This window comes from Paenarthrobacter sp. NPDC089307, assembly GCF_040685055.1.
In the GTDB taxonomy this organism is placed as follows: domain Bacteria; phylum Actinomycetota; class Actinomycetes; order Actinomycetales; family Micrococcaceae; genus Arthrobacter.
Genome location: NZ_JBFBHE010000003.1, coordinates 126,388 through 140,828, shown reverse-complemented (window position 1 = coordinate 140,828; position 14,441 = coordinate 126,388). Strand labels below are relative to the sequence as shown.

General features: G+C 61.9%; 14 protein-coding genes. 8 read left to right on the top strand and 6 right to left on the bottom strand.

What is annotated here, in order from left to right:
- Positions 1-36: 36 nt before the first annotated feature.
- Positions 37-1,443, bottom strand: coding sequence for an adenylosuccinate lyase (gene purB, locus AB0N72_RS08140; RefSeq protein WP_363934377.1), 1,407 nt, complete (start codon positions 1,441-1,443; stop codon positions 37-39).
- 181 nt (positions 1,444-1,624) lie between these two features.
- Between purB and AB0N72_RS08135 the strand changes: the two genes are divergently transcribed.
- Both AB0N72_RS08135 and AB0N72_RS08130 read left to right on the top strand, forming a co-directional pair.
- Entirely contained in the window at positions 1,625-1,921 is a 297-nt protein-coding gene (locus AB0N72_RS08135) for a hypothetical protein (protein ID WP_363934375.1), read from the top strand.
- The gene (locus tag AB0N72_RS08130; protein ID WP_363934374.1) at positions 1,921-3,267 is read left to right on the top strand and encodes a hypothetical protein; all 1,347 of its coding nucleotides are present in this window, start codon (positions 1,921-1,923) and stop codon (positions 3,265-3,267) included. Before AB0N72_RS08135 ends, AB0N72_RS08130 begins: the two co-directional genes overlap by 1 nt.
- A gap of 3 nt (positions 3,268-3,270) precedes the next feature.
- Here the strand turns inward: AB0N72_RS08130 and AB0N72_RS08125 are convergent, their stop codons facing one another.
- Entirely contained in the window at positions 3,271-3,699 is a 429-nt protein-coding gene (locus AB0N72_RS08125) for a phage holin family protein (protein WP_363934372.1), read from the bottom strand.
- Between the two features lie 91 nt (positions 3,700-3,790).
- Between AB0N72_RS08125 and AB0N72_RS08120 the strand changes: the two genes are divergently transcribed.
- From AB0N72_RS08120 to AB0N72_RS08100, 5 genes are all read left to right on the top strand, one after another.
- On the top strand, positions 3,791-4,909 hold the full coding sequence (locus AB0N72_RS08120; protein WP_363934370.1) for a histidinol-phosphate transaminase: 1,119 nt from the start codon (positions 3,791-3,793) through the stop codon (positions 4,907-4,909).
- A gap of 150 nt (positions 4,910-5,059) precedes the next feature.
- Positions 5,060-6,253: a pyruvate dehydrogenase (acetyl-transferring) E1 component subunit alpha gene (gene pdhA / locus AB0N72_RS08115; protein WP_363934368.1), complete on the top strand. Its 1,194-nt coding sequence runs from the start codon at positions 5,060-5,062 to the stop codon at positions 6,251-6,253.
- Entirely contained in the window at positions 6,253-7,233 is a 981-nt protein-coding gene (locus AB0N72_RS08110) for an alpha-ketoacid dehydrogenase subunit beta (protein WP_363934367.1), read from the top strand. Before pdhA ends, AB0N72_RS08110 begins: the two co-directional genes overlap by 1 nt.
- A gap of 56 nt (positions 7,234-7,289) precedes the next feature.
- A complete protein-coding gene (locus AB0N72_RS08105) occupies positions 7,290-8,918 on the top strand; it encodes a 2-oxo acid dehydrogenase subunit E2 (RefSeq protein WP_363934366.1) in 1,629 nt (542 codons plus the stop codon).
- 37 nt (positions 8,919-8,955) lie between these two features.
- A complete protein-coding gene (locus tag AB0N72_RS08100) occupies positions 8,956-9,552 on the top strand; it encodes a phosphatase PAP2 family protein (RefSeq protein WP_363934454.1) in 597 nt (198 codons plus the stop codon).
- Between the two features lie 12 nt (positions 9,553-9,564).
- Here the strand turns inward: AB0N72_RS08100 and AB0N72_RS08095 are convergent, their stop codons facing one another.
- On the bottom strand, positions 9,565-10,653 hold the full coding sequence (locus tag AB0N72_RS08095; protein ID WP_363934365.1) for an amidohydrolase family protein: 1,089 nt from the start codon (positions 10,651-10,653) through the stop codon (positions 9,565-9,567).
- Between the two features lie 220 nt (positions 10,654-10,873).
- Between AB0N72_RS08095 and AB0N72_RS08090 the strand changes: the two genes are divergently transcribed.
- On the top strand, positions 10,874-12,223 hold the full coding sequence (locus AB0N72_RS08090; RefSeq protein ID WP_363934364.1) for an APC family permease: 1,350 nt from the start codon (positions 10,874-10,876) through the stop codon (positions 12,221-12,223).
- Here AB0N72_RS08090 and AB0N72_RS08085 read toward each other — a convergent pair.
- From AB0N72_RS08085 to AB0N72_RS08075, 3 genes are all read right to left on the bottom strand, one after another.
- The gene (locus AB0N72_RS08085; RefSeq protein WP_363934452.1) at positions 12,220-12,531 is read right to left on the bottom strand and encodes a hypothetical protein; all 312 of its coding nucleotides are present in this window, start codon (positions 12,529-12,531) and stop codon (positions 12,220-12,222) included. The two genes, AB0N72_RS08090 and AB0N72_RS08085, sit on opposite strands and share 4 nt — an antisense overlap.
- A gap of 171 nt (positions 12,532-12,702) precedes the next feature.
- On the bottom strand, positions 12,703-13,131 hold the full coding sequence (locus tag AB0N72_RS08080) for a universal stress protein (RefSeq protein WP_363934363.1): 429 nt from the start codon (positions 13,129-13,131) through the stop codon (positions 12,703-12,705).
- Positions 13,128-14,435 carry a PLP-dependent aminotransferase family protein gene (locus tag AB0N72_RS08075; protein WP_363934361.1) on the bottom strand — a complete coding sequence of 436 codons (1,308 nt, stop codon included), beginning with the start codon at positions 14,433-14,435 and terminating at the stop codon, positions 13,128-13,130. The genes AB0N72_RS08080 and AB0N72_RS08075 overlap by 4 nt, the downstream gene beginning before the upstream one ends.
- Positions 14,436-14,441 lie beyond the last annotated feature (6 nt).

Genomic DNA, 14,441 nt, shown 5'->3' with positions numbered 1-14,441 from the left:
AGCCCCGCCCGCCGTCGAGACCTTGCGGCACCTGGTTTACTTCAGGTGGTCCACCAACTTGTCGGCGATGCCCGTGTACTTGCCCGGGGTCAGGGCCAGCAGCCGTGCTTCGGCGTCGGCAGAGAGACCGAGGCTTTGGACAAATTCCTGCATGCGGGCGCCGTCCACACGCTGTCCGCGGGTGAGGTCCTTGAGGCGTTCGTAGGGGTTCTCCATACCTTCGACACCTGCAATGGCTTCGGCGCGCATGACCATCTGGATGGCTTCGCCCAACACTTCCCAGTTGGTGTCGAGATCGCCCGCAAGGACTTCCTCGGCGACGTCGAGTGCCTTGAGGCCCTTGGCGACATTGGAGATGGCAAGCAGCGAGTGGCCGAAGGCCACGCCGATGTTGCGCTGCGAGGAGGAGTCCGTCAGGTCGCGCTGCCAGCGGGAGGTCACCAGTGTCGCAGCGAGGGTGTCCAGGAGGCCGTTCGAGATTTCCAGGTTTGCTTCTGCGTTCTCGAAGCGGATCGGGTTCACCTTATGCGGCATGGTGGATGAGCCGGTGGCGCCGGCCACCGGGATCTGGCGGAAGTATCCGATGGAGATGTAGCTCCAGATATCCGTGCACACGTTGTGCAGGATGCGGTTGAAGCGCGCGATATCGGCGTACAGCTCCGCCTGCCAGTCGTGGCTTTCGATCTGCGTGGTGAGGGGGTTCCAGGTGAGGCCCAGGCCTTCGACGAAGGACTTTGCAACTGCTTCCCAGTCGGCACCGGGAACGGAGGCCACGTGGGCAGCGTATGTGCCGGTGGCACCGTTGATTTTGCCGAGGAATTCGGTCTTGGCGATGCGGGTCAACTGGCGGTTCAGGCGGTGGGCTATGACAGCCAGTTCTTTGCCGAGAGTTGTGGGGGTGGCGGGTTGGCCGTGCGTACGGGACAGCATCGGCACCGAGCGGTTTTCCTCGGCCATGGCCTCGATCTGCTCCACCAATGCCTTGGCATTGGGCAACCAGACGTCTTCCACCGCACCCTTGATTCCCACAGCGTAGGAGAGGTTGTTGATGTCCTCTGAGGTGCAGCCGAAGTGAACCATGGCAGTCAGGTTCTCGATGCCGATGGCAGGCAGGCGGCGGGCAATGTAATACTCAACGGCCTTGACGTCGTGGACGGTGACGGCTTCGATCTCGGCGAGTTCGTTGACCGATGCGGCGTTGAATTCGGTGACGATGGCGCGGAGCTGCGAAACCTGCTCGTCCGTCAGGGGACCCGCGCCAGGCAGCACAGACTGGCTGGTCAGGTGGATCAGCCACTCGACTTCGACGTGGACGCGATCGCGGTTCAGCGCGGCCTCGGACAAGTAGTCCACGAGGGGTGCGACGGCAGCGCGGTAGCGGCCATCAAGGGCACCAAGGGCCAGGGGTTCGGAAGCGAGGGACACACGAGGGGATTCAGCCATGGTGCCTATTCTTTCATGCCTTGCGGCAGGAGCAGGGTCGATGACGGGGCTATGTGGAAGACCGTCAGGTTATCCACATACGCGACGGCGACACTTCCGTCCGGTCCTGCCCGTCCGTAGCGTTTTGGCTACCGATCAGCAGAACGACCTCTGGAGTACAACCCCCATGAGCCTCGGCTTAATGCCTGCAGCCACCCCGCCAACGTTCGATCCTTCGGAGTGCGCCTCCCGAAGCCACGAAGTCCAGAGGCTTGCGTGGCGGATGAAGTCCTGTGTTGACCAGGCAGACGCCGTTCTCGCATCCCTGCGGAAGATGCAGCTGGAGGACTGGCAGTCCCCGGCCGGACGGGCGTACCGGACCACCATTGCTGTCCATGCCTCTGCCCTCGTGCGGGTCAGGGAAAGGCTGGACGGCGCGGCAGCCGTTGTCTTGAGGCATTCCCAGAACGTCTCCGTCTCCGGCGGAAGGGTCCACTGATGGCCGACTCTGCTCCCGTCGGGGCCGGTGCAGCGCCCAGGCCGTCTCCGCCGCCTCCTGACGGCATCCTCAGTATCCGGGGCGGAGTTGGCGGCATCTCCTTTCAGCTGGAAGAACTTGTGATGGGAGCCGACCAACTCGATGACATGGTTGGGCAGCTGCTGGGTATCGAAGAAGAGGCCCGCCGGGTTCAAGATGCACTGACACCGTATCTCGCCGATTCCTATGACTCGGGCTGTCTTGCCATCAACGAGGTAGCCGAAAGTCGGAAAGACGTTGGCCGCCTGCGTCAGGAGCTGGCGGACGTGAGTGCCAACGTGCGCGCCAGCCACCGGGACTACGCCACTACCGAGGAACGAAACGTAAGACTCAACCTGTCCGTGCCCTGGCAAATGAGGTTTTCGGGCGCGGGGGGCTTTTTGTGCCTGGGGCGGGACCTTACAGAGGACAATTACAACCGCATTATTGGCGAGGGTTTCGAGGCCGCGGACGTGGTCCGGACAGTTATTGGTTCGCCGCTGCTTTCAGGGTTCCAGCCCCGTCCAGTCAGCGTGGAGAAGGTCACTGAGACAACTGAAGAAGTGCAACCTTCCATGGCAGAAAGCCTCCGGAGACTTGAGAAGGTTTACGACAGGAACGACGGCGAGATTGAGGTTATCGAGTTCGATAATCACGGTTCTTCCTCCTGGATGGTGCTGATCCCTGGCACACAGCCTGATACGCCCTCGACGAATCCTTTCGACTTGCAGGGAATCGGCGAAGCGGTCGGCTTTGAGTCCGAGGAAGTCATCCCCGCTGTCGCGCAGGCGCTGCGCGAAGCGGGGGCGGAAGCAGGGGACCAAGTGGTCGCCGTGGGACATAGCCAGGGAGGTGTCCACGCCATGAACCTCAGCCAAAACAAGGCGTTTCTCAGTGAATTCGACCTCAAGTTCGTACTTACTGCAGGCGCACCCGTTGGGGGTATCGCCCCCGAGCCAGGCATTAGTTCCCTTCATCTGGAACACATACAGGACTGGGTGCCGGGGACCGACGGCCACATGAACCCTGACACCAAGGACAGAGTGACCGTAACGCTGACCGACGAGGTCAAAACGCCGGAAGGCGAAGGTCCAGGCCTGGGCCCTGGCCACGACCAAGAGAACTACGCGAAAGGGGCCGAACTGGTCAGCGCCAGCAGCGATCCTTCGTTGGTTGCTTCCACGGCGGCGTTTTCCGGTGTGGTTGGAGCCGGCGGGGCGGCCAAAATAACCAGATTCAAGCTCACCCGTGATCCCATCCCTGATCGCCGGGGCAGCCTTTCAAGTCCTGGCCTCCCGGAGTCGCGTTCAACGGCTGGCGCGCGATGACTGCTACCGCTTGCGCGTACCCGGTATGAGCCCGGCCACCATGGAGATGATGCTGATAATGATCGAGGCCAGGATCGCCGTCCAAAAGAAGGAGTCCAGCGTCAGGTGCACAGGTGTGAAGCTGCTCAGCCACGCCGTAAGGTACAGCATCGCCGCATTGATCACGATGGTGAACAGGCCCAAGGTCAGGATGGTCACGGGAAGCGATAGAAGCCTCACCAAGGGACGCACGAATGCGTTCACTATGCCGAAAATGAGCCCAATGAACAGATACGCCAGGATGATCCCGGCAGTGTCGGCCCCCTGTGTCAGTCCGGCGTTTGCCGCGGCCGATTCTGTTGCGCTGGTTGTGATGTCCATGCCTTGCAACAGCCAGGTTGCAACCCAGAGGGCGAGCCCGTTGATGAGAACGCGGATGATGAATGAACCCATGCGCCCATGTTTCCACACTCGACTGTGCTGTGCCTGGGTAAGCTCCGCGAACCTCTCTGTTCCCCGCAGGGGTGCAAGTAGGCTTGAAGCCATGACTACTACTGACAACGCACCGGAGGGCGTACTCCCTCGACCGGTCGTGGACAGGCTTCCCAAGTACGCTGCTGGTAAACCACCAGCAGCGATTGAAGGCCTCACCAGCTACAAATTGTCGTCCAATGAGAACCCGTTGCCTCCGATCCCTGCAGTGTTGCAGGCAATTTCGGCCCAGACGGACATCAACCGCTATCCCGATCCTCTGGCGACGAAGCTGAGGACTGCCCTTGCAGGATTCCTGGAGGTCCCGGCTGACGATGTCGTCACGGGGGCCGGGAGCCTCGGGGCGCTGAACCAGATTCTTGCCACCTTTGCCGGGCAGAATGAGGATGGCAAGGCCGATGAGGTGATTTACGCCTGGCGTTCCTTTGAGGCGTACCCCATCTGCGTGGGTCTGGCAGGCGCGGCGAGCGTACAGATTCCTTTGCTTGCAGACGGCCGGCACGATCTCGAGACCATGGCCGCGGCAGTCACCGTCCGCACCAAGGTGATCCTGTTGTGCACTCCGAACAACCCCACCGGACCGATTCTGACCGCCGAGGAAACCGAACGCTTCATTCAATCTGTTCCGCCCCACGTGGTGGTGGTCATTGATGAGGCGTATCAGGAATTCGTGCGGGATTCCGAGGCCGTGGATGGCATCAAGCTGTACCGCAAGTACCCCAATGTCATTGTGCTGCGGACATTTTCGAAGGCGCATGGACTGGCAGGTTTGCGCGTGGGATACAGCGTGTCCGGCCCGGCCCTCACCCAACACCTCCGGGTTACGGCTACGCCATTTGCAGTTTCACAAATTGCTGAACGCGCCGCCGTAACCTCGATTGAGAATTTCGACCAGGTTGTGGAGAGGGTACAAAGCCTTGTGGTTGAACGGGACCGGGTGACGGCCGGCCTGCGGGAGTTGGGCTGGTTCATTCCGGAGGCCCAAGGCAACTTCATTTGGTTGAATCTGGGCGAGAACAGTGCCGAATTTGCGGCCCTCGCCGCGGAACAGGCGCTTTCGGTTCGGGCATTCGCCAACGAGGGCGTCCGCGTCAGCATCGGCGAGGTGGAGGCCAACACGCGATTCCTGAATCTCTGTGCAGGTTATACAAAGGCGCCGCGTGGTTCCTAGCGGTTAACAAATGCGCCAACGGAACTTACTGCCGATAAAGTAAGGGACGAAAGCCAAAATATGCCCGTTCCGGAATGCATTCCGGAACGGGCATATATCCCAGCGACAGACATTGCCCGGCGACCAGCTATGGCGAAGCAAGGAGACGGAATGGGCTCGACACAACTGCCCCCCGGGACGGAAGAATCTCTCGCGGCCACCACCGCGTTGGCAGCCGCACCAGGCGAACCTACGGAAATGGTGCAGTTGCTCGGACCCGACGGGACACTGGGTTCGGACCCAATTTTCTCGGACTACGCCAAGCGGATCGACCCCGAGAAGCTCCGGGTCTTCTATACCGACATGGCAAGGATCCGTCGCTTCGACCAGGAAGCCACGGCGCTCCAGCGCCAGGGTGAGCTCGCCCTGTGGGTTCCGCTGACGGGCCAGGAAGCCGCACAGATCGGTTCGGGCCACGCCAGCCAAGCGCAGGATTACATCTTCCCCACCTACCGCGAACACGGTGTTGCGTTGGTCCGCAACGTGGACCTCGCAGAACTGTTGAAGCAGTTCCGTGGAGTCTCGAATGGTGGCTGGGATCCGCGCGAAAACAACTTCCACCTGTACACGTTGGTACTCGCTGCGCAGACCCTCCACGCTGTGGGCTATGCCATGGGCATCCAGCGGGACCAGAAGTCCGCAGCTGCCGCAGACTCAACTGATCCCAAAGCCGCGGTCATTGCCTACTTCGGAGACGGCGCCAGCTCGGAGGGTGACGTTCACGAATCCATGGTGTTCGCTGCGTCCTACAACGCGCCCGTGGTGTTCTTCTGCCAGAACAACCACTGGGCCATCTCCGTCCCCACCGAAGTCCAGACCAAGGTCCCACTGGCCAACCGCGCCAAGGGCTACGGTTTCCCGGGTATCCGCGTGGACGGCAACGACGTCATAGCGGTCCATGCCGTCACTGAGTGGGCCCTGGAGCACGCGCGCGAAGGCCGTGGCCCGGTCCTGATCGAGGCTTATACCTACCGGGTTGGTGCCCACACCACCGCCGATGATCCCACCAAGTACAGGGAGTCCGCCGAAGAGGCTGCCTGGCGGGAGAAGGATCCGCTGGACCGCCTGGAGAAGTACCTCCGTGCCGAAGGGCTTGCCGACGAGGCGTTCTTCGATCAGGTTAAGACCGACGGCGACGAACTCGCCAAGTACGTGCGAAGCACCACCCACGGCTTGGAAGTCCCGGACATCCGGGATGCGTTCGCCAGCGTCTACGCCGAACAACATCCGCTGATTGCAGAGGAATTGGCCTGGTTCGAGGAGTACTCGGCCGGCTTCGAAAGTGACCAGGAGGCAGCCAACTAATGGCAACAATGACTATTGCCAAGGCCATCAACGAAGGTCTCCGCGCGACGCTCACGGGCAATCCCAAGTCACTCTTGATGGGCGAGGACATCGGCCACCTTGGCGGCGTCTACCGTGTCACCGACGGCCTCATCAAGGAATTCGGAGATGACCGCGTCCTGGACACCCCGCTGGCTGAATCCGGCATTGTGGGCACCGCAATCGGCCTGGCACTGCGTGGATATTCCCCGGTATGCGAGATCCAGTTTGACGGTTTCGTTTATCCCGCGTTCAACCAGATCACCACCCAGCTGGCAAAGATCCACGCCCGGAGCCTTGGCAAGCTGACCGTTCCCGTCGTAATCCGGATTCCTTACGGCGGCGGCATCGGCTCCATTGAGCACCACTCCGAGTCGCCCGAGGCACTGTTCGCCCACACGGCGGGCCTGCGTATCATCACGCCTTCCAACGCCCACGACGCTTATTGGATGATCCAGAAGGCTGTCGAATGCCAGGATCCCGTGATTTTCTTCGAACCCAAGCGCCGTTACTGGCTTAAGGGTGAAGTGGATGTGGAGAACCCGGGCCTTTCCGAAGACCCCTTCACAGCGCATGTCGTCCGCGAGGGCACGGATGCCACCATCGTGGCCTACGGCCCCTTGGTCCCAGTGGCATTGGCGGCAGCCAACGCAGCCACTGAAGACGGACGAAGCATTGAAGTCATCGATCTCCGTTCCATTTCCCCGGTGGACTTTGACACTGTGGAAGCATCGGTCAAGAAGACGGGCCGGTTGATTGTGGCCCACGAGGCTCCGACCTTTGGCGGCATCGGCGGTGAGATCGCGGCACGCATCAGTGAGCGCGCCTTCCTGCACCTGGAGGCCCCGGTGATCCGCGTTGGCGGCTTCCATATGCCCTATCCAGTGGCCAAGGTGGAAGAGGACTACTTGCCGGACATCGACAAGATCCTCGAAGCCCTTGACCGCTCCCTGGCCTACTAAACCCGCCCTGATCCTGCCCGGCTTCACTGCCTGGTAACCGGAAATCGAGGACCACTGTGACTGTAAAGAAATTCAACCTGCCGGACGTCGGAGAAGGCTTGACCGAGGCCGAGGTAGTTGCCTGGAAGGTAAAGCCCGGCGACACCGTCGCGATCAACGATGTCCTCTGCGAGATCGAAACCGCCAAGTCGCTCGTTGAACTGCCGTCGCCATTTGCCGGTACGGTCACGGAGTTGTTGGTGGAGGAAGGCATCACCGTGGAGGTCGGAACGGCAATAATTGCCGTTTCGGAGGGCCAGGACGGCGAAGCCGAAGCCGCTCCGCCAGCCCCGGCTGTTGCGGCCGACGCAGGGGAGTCTTTCACGCCTGTCTACGGCAAGCTCACGGCCGAAGCCGGTGAACAGCCTGCTGGCGGACCATTGGTTGGATCAGGACCCAAGGCCGACGCCGTAAAGCGCCGCGCCCGCAAACGTCCGGCCGGCGCCGTGGTTGCGGCCCCGGTCGCTGAGAACGCCGAAGGAACAGTCCAGGACAACCAAGCGGTTTTGGCAGCCAAGGCAGCCGAAACGCCGGTTCCCCAGCGCCCGACGGCGGCACGCGCCGTCGTTGAACCTGCGCGCCAGTCATCGCCCGCCGCAGTGGCACAACCGTCTGCGCCGGCGGTGCAGCCAAGCTCCGTGGTGGTGCAGCCAGCGTCGACCGTGCAGCCCGCCGCACAACCATCCGGGCAGCAGCCTGCCGCCACCCGCGGCGCTGCGCTCAGCGGCACGATCAGCGGCTTGGTCAACAAGGTTCTGGCCAAGCCACCGGTCCGCAAGTTTGCCCGGGACCTTGGAATCGACCTTGCAGATGTAGTCGCCACCGGGCAGCGAGGCGAGGTGACCCGCGAGGATTTGGTGAGCTACCAGGCGCAACGCGATGCCGAGCACGATCAGGCGGACACTTTCTGGGGTGCTTCGCGCAAGCCGCAGGATCAGCGGATCGAACGCGTGCCCGTCAAGGGCGTTCGCAAAGCTACCGCCAAAGCCATGGTGGACTCCGCCTTCTCGGCACCCCACGTCAGCATCTTCGTTGACGTGGATGCCAGCCGCACCATGGAGTTCGTCAAGCGACTCAAGGTGTCGCGCGATTTTGAAGGCATCAAGGTTTCACCGCTGCTCATCCTGGCCAAGGCCGTGATCTGGGCGGCCGCCCGCAACCCCAGTGTCAACGCCACGTGGGTGGAGAATGCTGACGGCAAGGGTGGCGCGGAGATTCAGGTCAAGCACTTCATGAACCTGGGTATCGCGGCTGCGACGCCCCGGGGCCTCATGGTTCCCAACATCAAGGATGCGCAGGATCTTTCCCTCAAGGAACTGGCGCTGGCACTCAACGAGCTGGCCACGAAGGCCCGTGCGGGGAAGACGCAGCCCGCCGAGATGCAGGGCGGAAGCCTGACCATCACCAACATTGGCGCGTTGGGCATTGATACCGGAACGCCGATCATCAATCCGGGCGAAGTAGCCATCATCGCTTTTGGCACCATCAAGCAAAAACCGTGGGTCCTGGATGGGGAAGTGATTCCGCGGTGGATCACCACCCTCGGCGGTTCCTTCGACCACCGTGTAGTGGATGGCGACTTGTCGGCGCGCTTCATGGCAGACGTTGCGGCCATCCTTGAAGAACCGGCGCTGTTGCTTGATTGATCGGAGCACGGAGCCTGTTCACACACCCCCTCAGCTGCTGACAGGACCTTGGCGGACTTTTGCCCGTGTCCTGACCGAGGTCTTCCAGCCGCCCGTCGTGGTCTTCGTATTGCTGCTGATCAGTCCTGCGATCGAGCCTGGATTCCCGGGAACCATGTGGTTCGGCCTGGTGGGAGCGTTCTTTGTCTGCGTGCTGCCGCTGGCTTACGTCCTGGTGATGGTCAAGCTGGGCCGGATAACTGACCACCATGTCAGCGACCGGAGGCAAAGACCCGCGTTGCTCCTGATGGCGCTCGTCTCCGTGGTGGCGGGTTTGTTCGTGCTGCAGTTGCTGGGTGGTCCGGTCAGTGTCTCGGTGATGATCATCGCGCTGATCGGCGGCATTGCGGTCTTGGCGGTGGTCAGTGCTTTCTGGAAGATGAGCGGACATGCGTCCGCCCTTGCAGCAGCCGTGGTTATTGCTGTTCTTATGTTCGGCCCGGCATGGCTTCCCCTGCTGGTCCTGGTCCCTGCCGTGGGGTGGTCCCGTTTGGTCCTTCGCGCCCACACCCTTGGGCAGGTCATCGTGGGATCGCTGTTCGGCGGCATAGTGATCGCGGGCCTGTGGTGGCTGTTGCGGGAGCTGATGGTCTAGCTCCGGGCGGCCTTACGGAGTTATTGCCTGCCCAGCACGGACAACCCTCAGGGGCGAGGGCCGGTCAACAACCAACTCCGGGATGGAGCGGGCAGCGAATTCCACCCGGTCGGCGGACCCCGCGCCGGAGAACGCGGCGACTGCTGCTGAACCAACGAGGTCTGCACCGTCGGCCGTCGCGATTCGGAAGCACCTCTGCAATTCCTCATCTGTCATGGCTCCCGTCCGGTAGCCCAGTAGATGCGTGCGGTCCATCATGCTGCCGGACCCGAAGGGCGACCAGGCGTCGCGTACGCCGTCTGACCCCAGTGCAACCCGGACGCCGTGCTTTTCCAGGAGGTCCAATACGGGGACGGGGTCGGCTCCAAGTGCGCAGGTGGCCATCCACATACCGGCGCTTGCCATCGCGTCAAGGGTAGCCTCAAGGTCTGGCAATGACGTGTCGCAGAGGGCAAAGCCATGCCCGATGGTGACCCGCCCTTGCATTCCTTCTGCCACGGTTCGGTCCGCGATCGCGCGCACTTGGGCCAGGCCCTCCCGCCCGGCGTCGTGAAGGTGTATATCCAGGTCTCTTCCGTGCTTGACCGCCAGTCCAAAGACGGCACCCAAGTGGCCGTGAAGGTCGCCGTCCAGTGATGCTGGATCTATCCCGCCCACCAGGTCTGCCCCCTCGGACAGGGATGCTTCCATGAGCTCCAGCGAGCCCGGGTTGCTGAGAAGTCCGAACTGCGGGAAGGCAACGATCTGGACGTCCAGGTAGAGGGCCAGCTGTTCAGCCGCCGCCCGTACACCGTGGATGTTTCGCAAACCGAGCTGCGGGGCTACGTCCACGTGCGCACGCATCGCCATGGTCCCGCTGCGGACTGCTTGCTTCATGAGGGCGAGGGCCCGTTCCTCAACGCCCTCTTGATAAGAGAGTTGTGCCCGCAGATCGTTGTCAATGAGACCCCTGAGCGTGGTCGCTCCACGGCGTGAGAGCCACGGAGAGCCCCAGGCGGTCTTGTCGGGATGAATGTGGGCATCCACAAAACCGGGCGTCGGCAGGACGGCTTGCCCGTCGCCGTTGCCGGGCAGTTGCCTTGGTGCATGGGGTGTGGTCATTAGCGTCCTCTCCATTCATAACGGTATACCAAAAGTCACGGCACTTCAGTTCTCGCGTGACCGAGGATCGTAAAAAGCAGCACAAATAGGCCTTCATGGACGACTCGCATTAGTCAAAGAATACTTTCTGGAATACCAAAGTATGTACATCCACCTCCGCGACCCCTACTCTAATGAACAACATTCATTTATGTGACGCCGGTCGCATCAAGGAGGCTCCATGTACACCACATCAACAAACGTTCCGGAGGCCACGACGTCGGAACCAACCTTGAGGCGCGTTCTCGGACTGCCGTCGCTGGTCGCCTTCGGCCTGACGTCCATGGGCATCTTGTCTGTGGTGGCTGTGTATGGGGCCGGGACTGGGATCAGCGACGGGCATCTTCCTGCGGCCTATCTTGCAGCCCTGGTCGCCATGCTGTTCACGGCGCACAGTTACGGACAGATGGCACGCCACGTTCCGGTGACCGGTGGCGCCTACGCCTACGCATCCAGTGCTTTCGGAAAGCCTGTGGGCTTCATGGTCGGTTGGGCAATGATGCTGGATTACCTGTTCCTGCCGATGGTGAACTTCCTGCTCTTTGGCCTCTACCTCAACAGCCTGCTGCCCGGTCTGCCACCACAGCTGGCAGTGTTGGCTTGTCTTCTGACCGTGGGCCTCTTCAGCGTGATCGGCGTTGGGTGGATCAAGAAAATGAACCTCGTGGTGGTGGCCGCTTCAGTTCTTGTCATCCTGGTCTTTGTTGTCCTGGCCGTCCTGAACGCCCCGGATCTCACCGTGGACAGCATCGTCAAACCCCTGACTCCCGGCGGCGGGGGGATCGCACCGGTCATGGCGGCCGCGGCCATTGTGGCCTTCGCGTTCCTGGGGTTCGACGGCGTCTCCACCCTGTCCGAGGAAGCGCGGCACCCGAGGAGGGATGTTCCGCGAGGCATCATCCTGTCCACGCTTTTCGCGGGCTTGGGTTACACCCTGTTTTCGGTGGCGGGAAGCCTGATCGCACCGGATTGGAGGTCGATCGAAAACCTTGATGCCGCCGGCACCGAGCTCATGCAGCGCGCCGGCGGTGACGTTTTGATGGTGGTGTTTGTGCTGGTGAATTTGGGCGGGTTGGTGCTGTGCGGAACGGCCGCCCAAATGAGCGTCAGCCGGGTCATCTACGCCATGGGCAGGGACCGGATCCTGCCTGGGGTGCTGGCGAAACTCCAAACGCGCTTCCGTACGCCATATGTAGCCGCGCTGCTGGTCTCGGCGGTGTCCCTGGTGGCCTTGTTCATCACGCTGGAACAAGCGGTCTACATGATCAACTTTGGGGCTTTGATTGCCTTCGCCGTGGTGAACCTGGCGACCATCAAGGTGCTGTTTTTCCGCCTGCGGAAGCGGGGGCCGTGGGGGACCGTGCGGAATCTGATCTTGCCGCTTCTCGGTTTCGCGTCCATAGCCTGGCTATGGACGTCCCTCGCCTGGTTCACCTACCTGCTGGGAGTCGCCTGGCTTGCTGTCGGCTTAGTTGTTTTCCTGACGGGCCGCAGGCGGTCGGACGTGCAGCAACCCTTGGATTTCGCCTAGTAGGCCGGGTAGTTGACCAGCAACGCCTGAAGTTCCGACGTCGACATGTTGTTTGCCAACTCAACACTGATTCCCATGGCGACGGCGGCGATGGTGACCATCGCTACGCACGCCAGGGACAGGAAGCGCCAATCCTTGCGGAACACGCTGCCAACGGTCTCCGGCATCTCCAGGTTGGGCGTGATCATGTTCGGGGCGCTGTCCCAAGTGCCGTCGTCGAGCATTGCGACGATTCGGTTGTTGGCGCGGTCGTAGCGCATCGTGCTGATGTTGTTGCCGTGACGGGCAAGCAGGATGTCGTGGCCCACGCGCTGGCGAGGCTGCAAAGTAAGCAAGAATGTTCCCCTGAAATTGAGATGTGGAGGTGGCGCACGCCATTGGGGGCATCTCAATTTTATAACGGTTGGATTTCGGAGAACGCCCGAAAGACGCCAAAGGCCGGGTGAGTCTCCCCACCCGGCCGCGTGATACAGCTCGCTTTAGGGCTGGTCCGTCTTGGCGATGTAGACATCGCAGGGGGCGCTGTGGGCCACGGTGTTGGCCACGCTTCCCAGCACCCGGCCAAGGCCCTGCATGCGGCGGTTGCCCACGACGATCAGCCGGGCGTCCTGGATTTCGGCTTCCTTGACCAAAGCTTCGCCCGGCTTGCCGCGGGCTGCTGAATACGTCACTTCAAGGCCTTCGTGGGCGAGGCGTCCGGCAACGGTGCGCGCTACGGTTTCGGCTTCGGCAGCATCGGACACAATCCACTTATCCGTGCCGATCTCAACAACTTCGGTCCGGTTGCTGTCGAAAGCGCTGACAACGCGAAGGCTGGCCCCCAGTCCCAGAGCCAACTGTTGCGCCGTCTGCGCCGCCCGCATGGCCGTCTCGCTTCCGTCTACTCCGACAATCACAACTCCGGTCATTGTGCTGCTCCTTCATTGGTGGCTCTGATGGCGTCTGCGAGGACAGGTGCCAGGCGTCGCACGCCTTCGGCAATCGTATCCGGCGGCACCGCGCTGAAGGCCAGACGGAGTTTGTTGGAGGGGCCGTCCGCAGGGGTGAAAGCGGCACCGGGGATGAAGACGACGCCGGCGTCGATCGCCTTGCCGAGCAGTGGATAGGTGTCCACACCCTCAGGAAGGCTGACCCAAACGAAGAAGCCGCCGGCGGGCCGTGTCCAGGTGAGGCCTGCGGGCATGTACTCGTCCAGGGCGGAGAGGAGGGCCTGGCAGCGTTCGGCGTAGAGCGTGCGGTAGGTGTCGATCTGGCCTTTCCAGTCGTAGTCACGCAGATATGCAGAGACGAGCATTTGGTTCAGCGGCGGTGGGCAGAGCGTCACGGCTTCGGAAGCCAGGTAGAAGCGGCGCTGCAAATGGGCGGGAACAAGAGCCCAACCGATGCGAAGGCCCGGGGCGAAGATCTTTGAGAATGAACCAAGATAGATCACGTCGTCCGGGTTCCCAGCGCGCATCGGGGCAATCGGATGACCGTCGAAGCGCAGGAGGCCGTAGGGGTTGTCCTCCAGCACAATAATGTTCGCGTCACGGCATATATCGACGATGCGCTGCCTGCGCTCCCCGGCCAAGGTGATGCCCGAGGGGTTGTTGAAGTTGGGGATCGTGTAGAGGAACTTGATGTTCTTGCCCTCTGACTGGAGCGCCGCGATCCTTGCCTCAAGAAGCTCAGGCACCAACCCGTCGTCGTCCATTTCCACCGATTCAACCTGCACTTGGTACGCCTCGAAAGTGTTCAGGGCGCCCACGTAGGTGGGGTTTTCCACCAGGACAACATCGCCGGGGTTGCAGAAGACCTTGGTGGCCACATCCTGCGCCGACTGGGATCCGGCCGTAATCACGATGTTTTCCGGCAGGGCGTTGGTGATGCCCTCGGCGGCCATGATGTCGCAGATCTGCGAACGGAGCTCCTCGGTACCTTGGCCGCCGCCATACTGCAGGGCGGTCATCCCTTCTTCGGCGATGATGCGCGCGGCAGTCTGGCCCAGCTTTTCCAGAGGCAGCGACTGGAGGTACGGGTTACCCCCGGCCAGGGAGACAAGCCCGGGCTGCATGGAGATGTCGAAGACATCCCGGACAGCGGATTGCTTGATGTTGGCGGCCCGCGCCGAGAACAATTCCTCGTGCGGGTGAGCGGCCGTGGCGGCCCGCTCAATGGCGTCGATGGCTTCAGCGGGCAACGTTGCGCCGGCATCCAATGTTTCGTGGGTCACAGTCAC

Bases quoted from the DNA above. Each gene is read 5' to 3' on its own strand.
- AB0N72_RS08095 (WP_363934365.1), bottom strand. From the start codon at position 10,653: ATGACCACACCCCATGCACCAAGGCAACTGCCCGGCAACGGCGACGGG.
- AB0N72_RS08110 (WP_363934367.1), top strand. From the start codon at position 6,253: ATGGCAACAATGACTATTGCCAAGGCCATCAACGAAGGTCTCCGCGCG.
- AB0N72_RS08125 (WP_363934372.1), bottom strand. From the start codon at position 3,699: ATGGGTTCATTCATCATCCGCGTTCTCATCAACGGGCTCGCCCTCTGG.
- pdhA (WP_363934368.1), top strand. From the start codon at position 5,060: ATGGGCTCGACACAACTGCCCCCCGGGACGGAAGAATCTCTCGCGGCC.
- AB0N72_RS08090 (WP_363934364.1), top strand. From the start codon at position 10,874: ATGTACACCACATCAACAAACGTTCCGGAGGCCACGACGTCGGAACCA.
- AB0N72_RS08130 (WP_363934374.1), top strand. From the start codon at position 1,921: ATGGCCGACTCTGCTCCCGTCGGGGCCGGTGCAGCGCCCAGGCCGTCT.
- AB0N72_RS08120 (WP_363934370.1), top strand. From the start codon at position 3,791: ATGACTACTACTGACAACGCACCGGAGGGCGTACTCCCTCGACCGGTC.
- AB0N72_RS08080 (WP_363934363.1), bottom strand. From the start codon at position 13,131: ATGACCGGAGTTGTGATTGTCGGAGTAGACGGAAGCGAGACGGCCATG.
- purB (WP_363934377.1), bottom strand. From the start codon at position 1,443: ATGGCTGAATCCCCTCGTGTGTCCCTCGCTTCCGAACCCCTGGCCCTT.
- AB0N72_RS08135 (WP_363934375.1), top strand. From the start codon at position 1,625: ATGCCTGCAGCCACCCCGCCAACGTTCGATCCTTCGGAGTGCGCCTCC.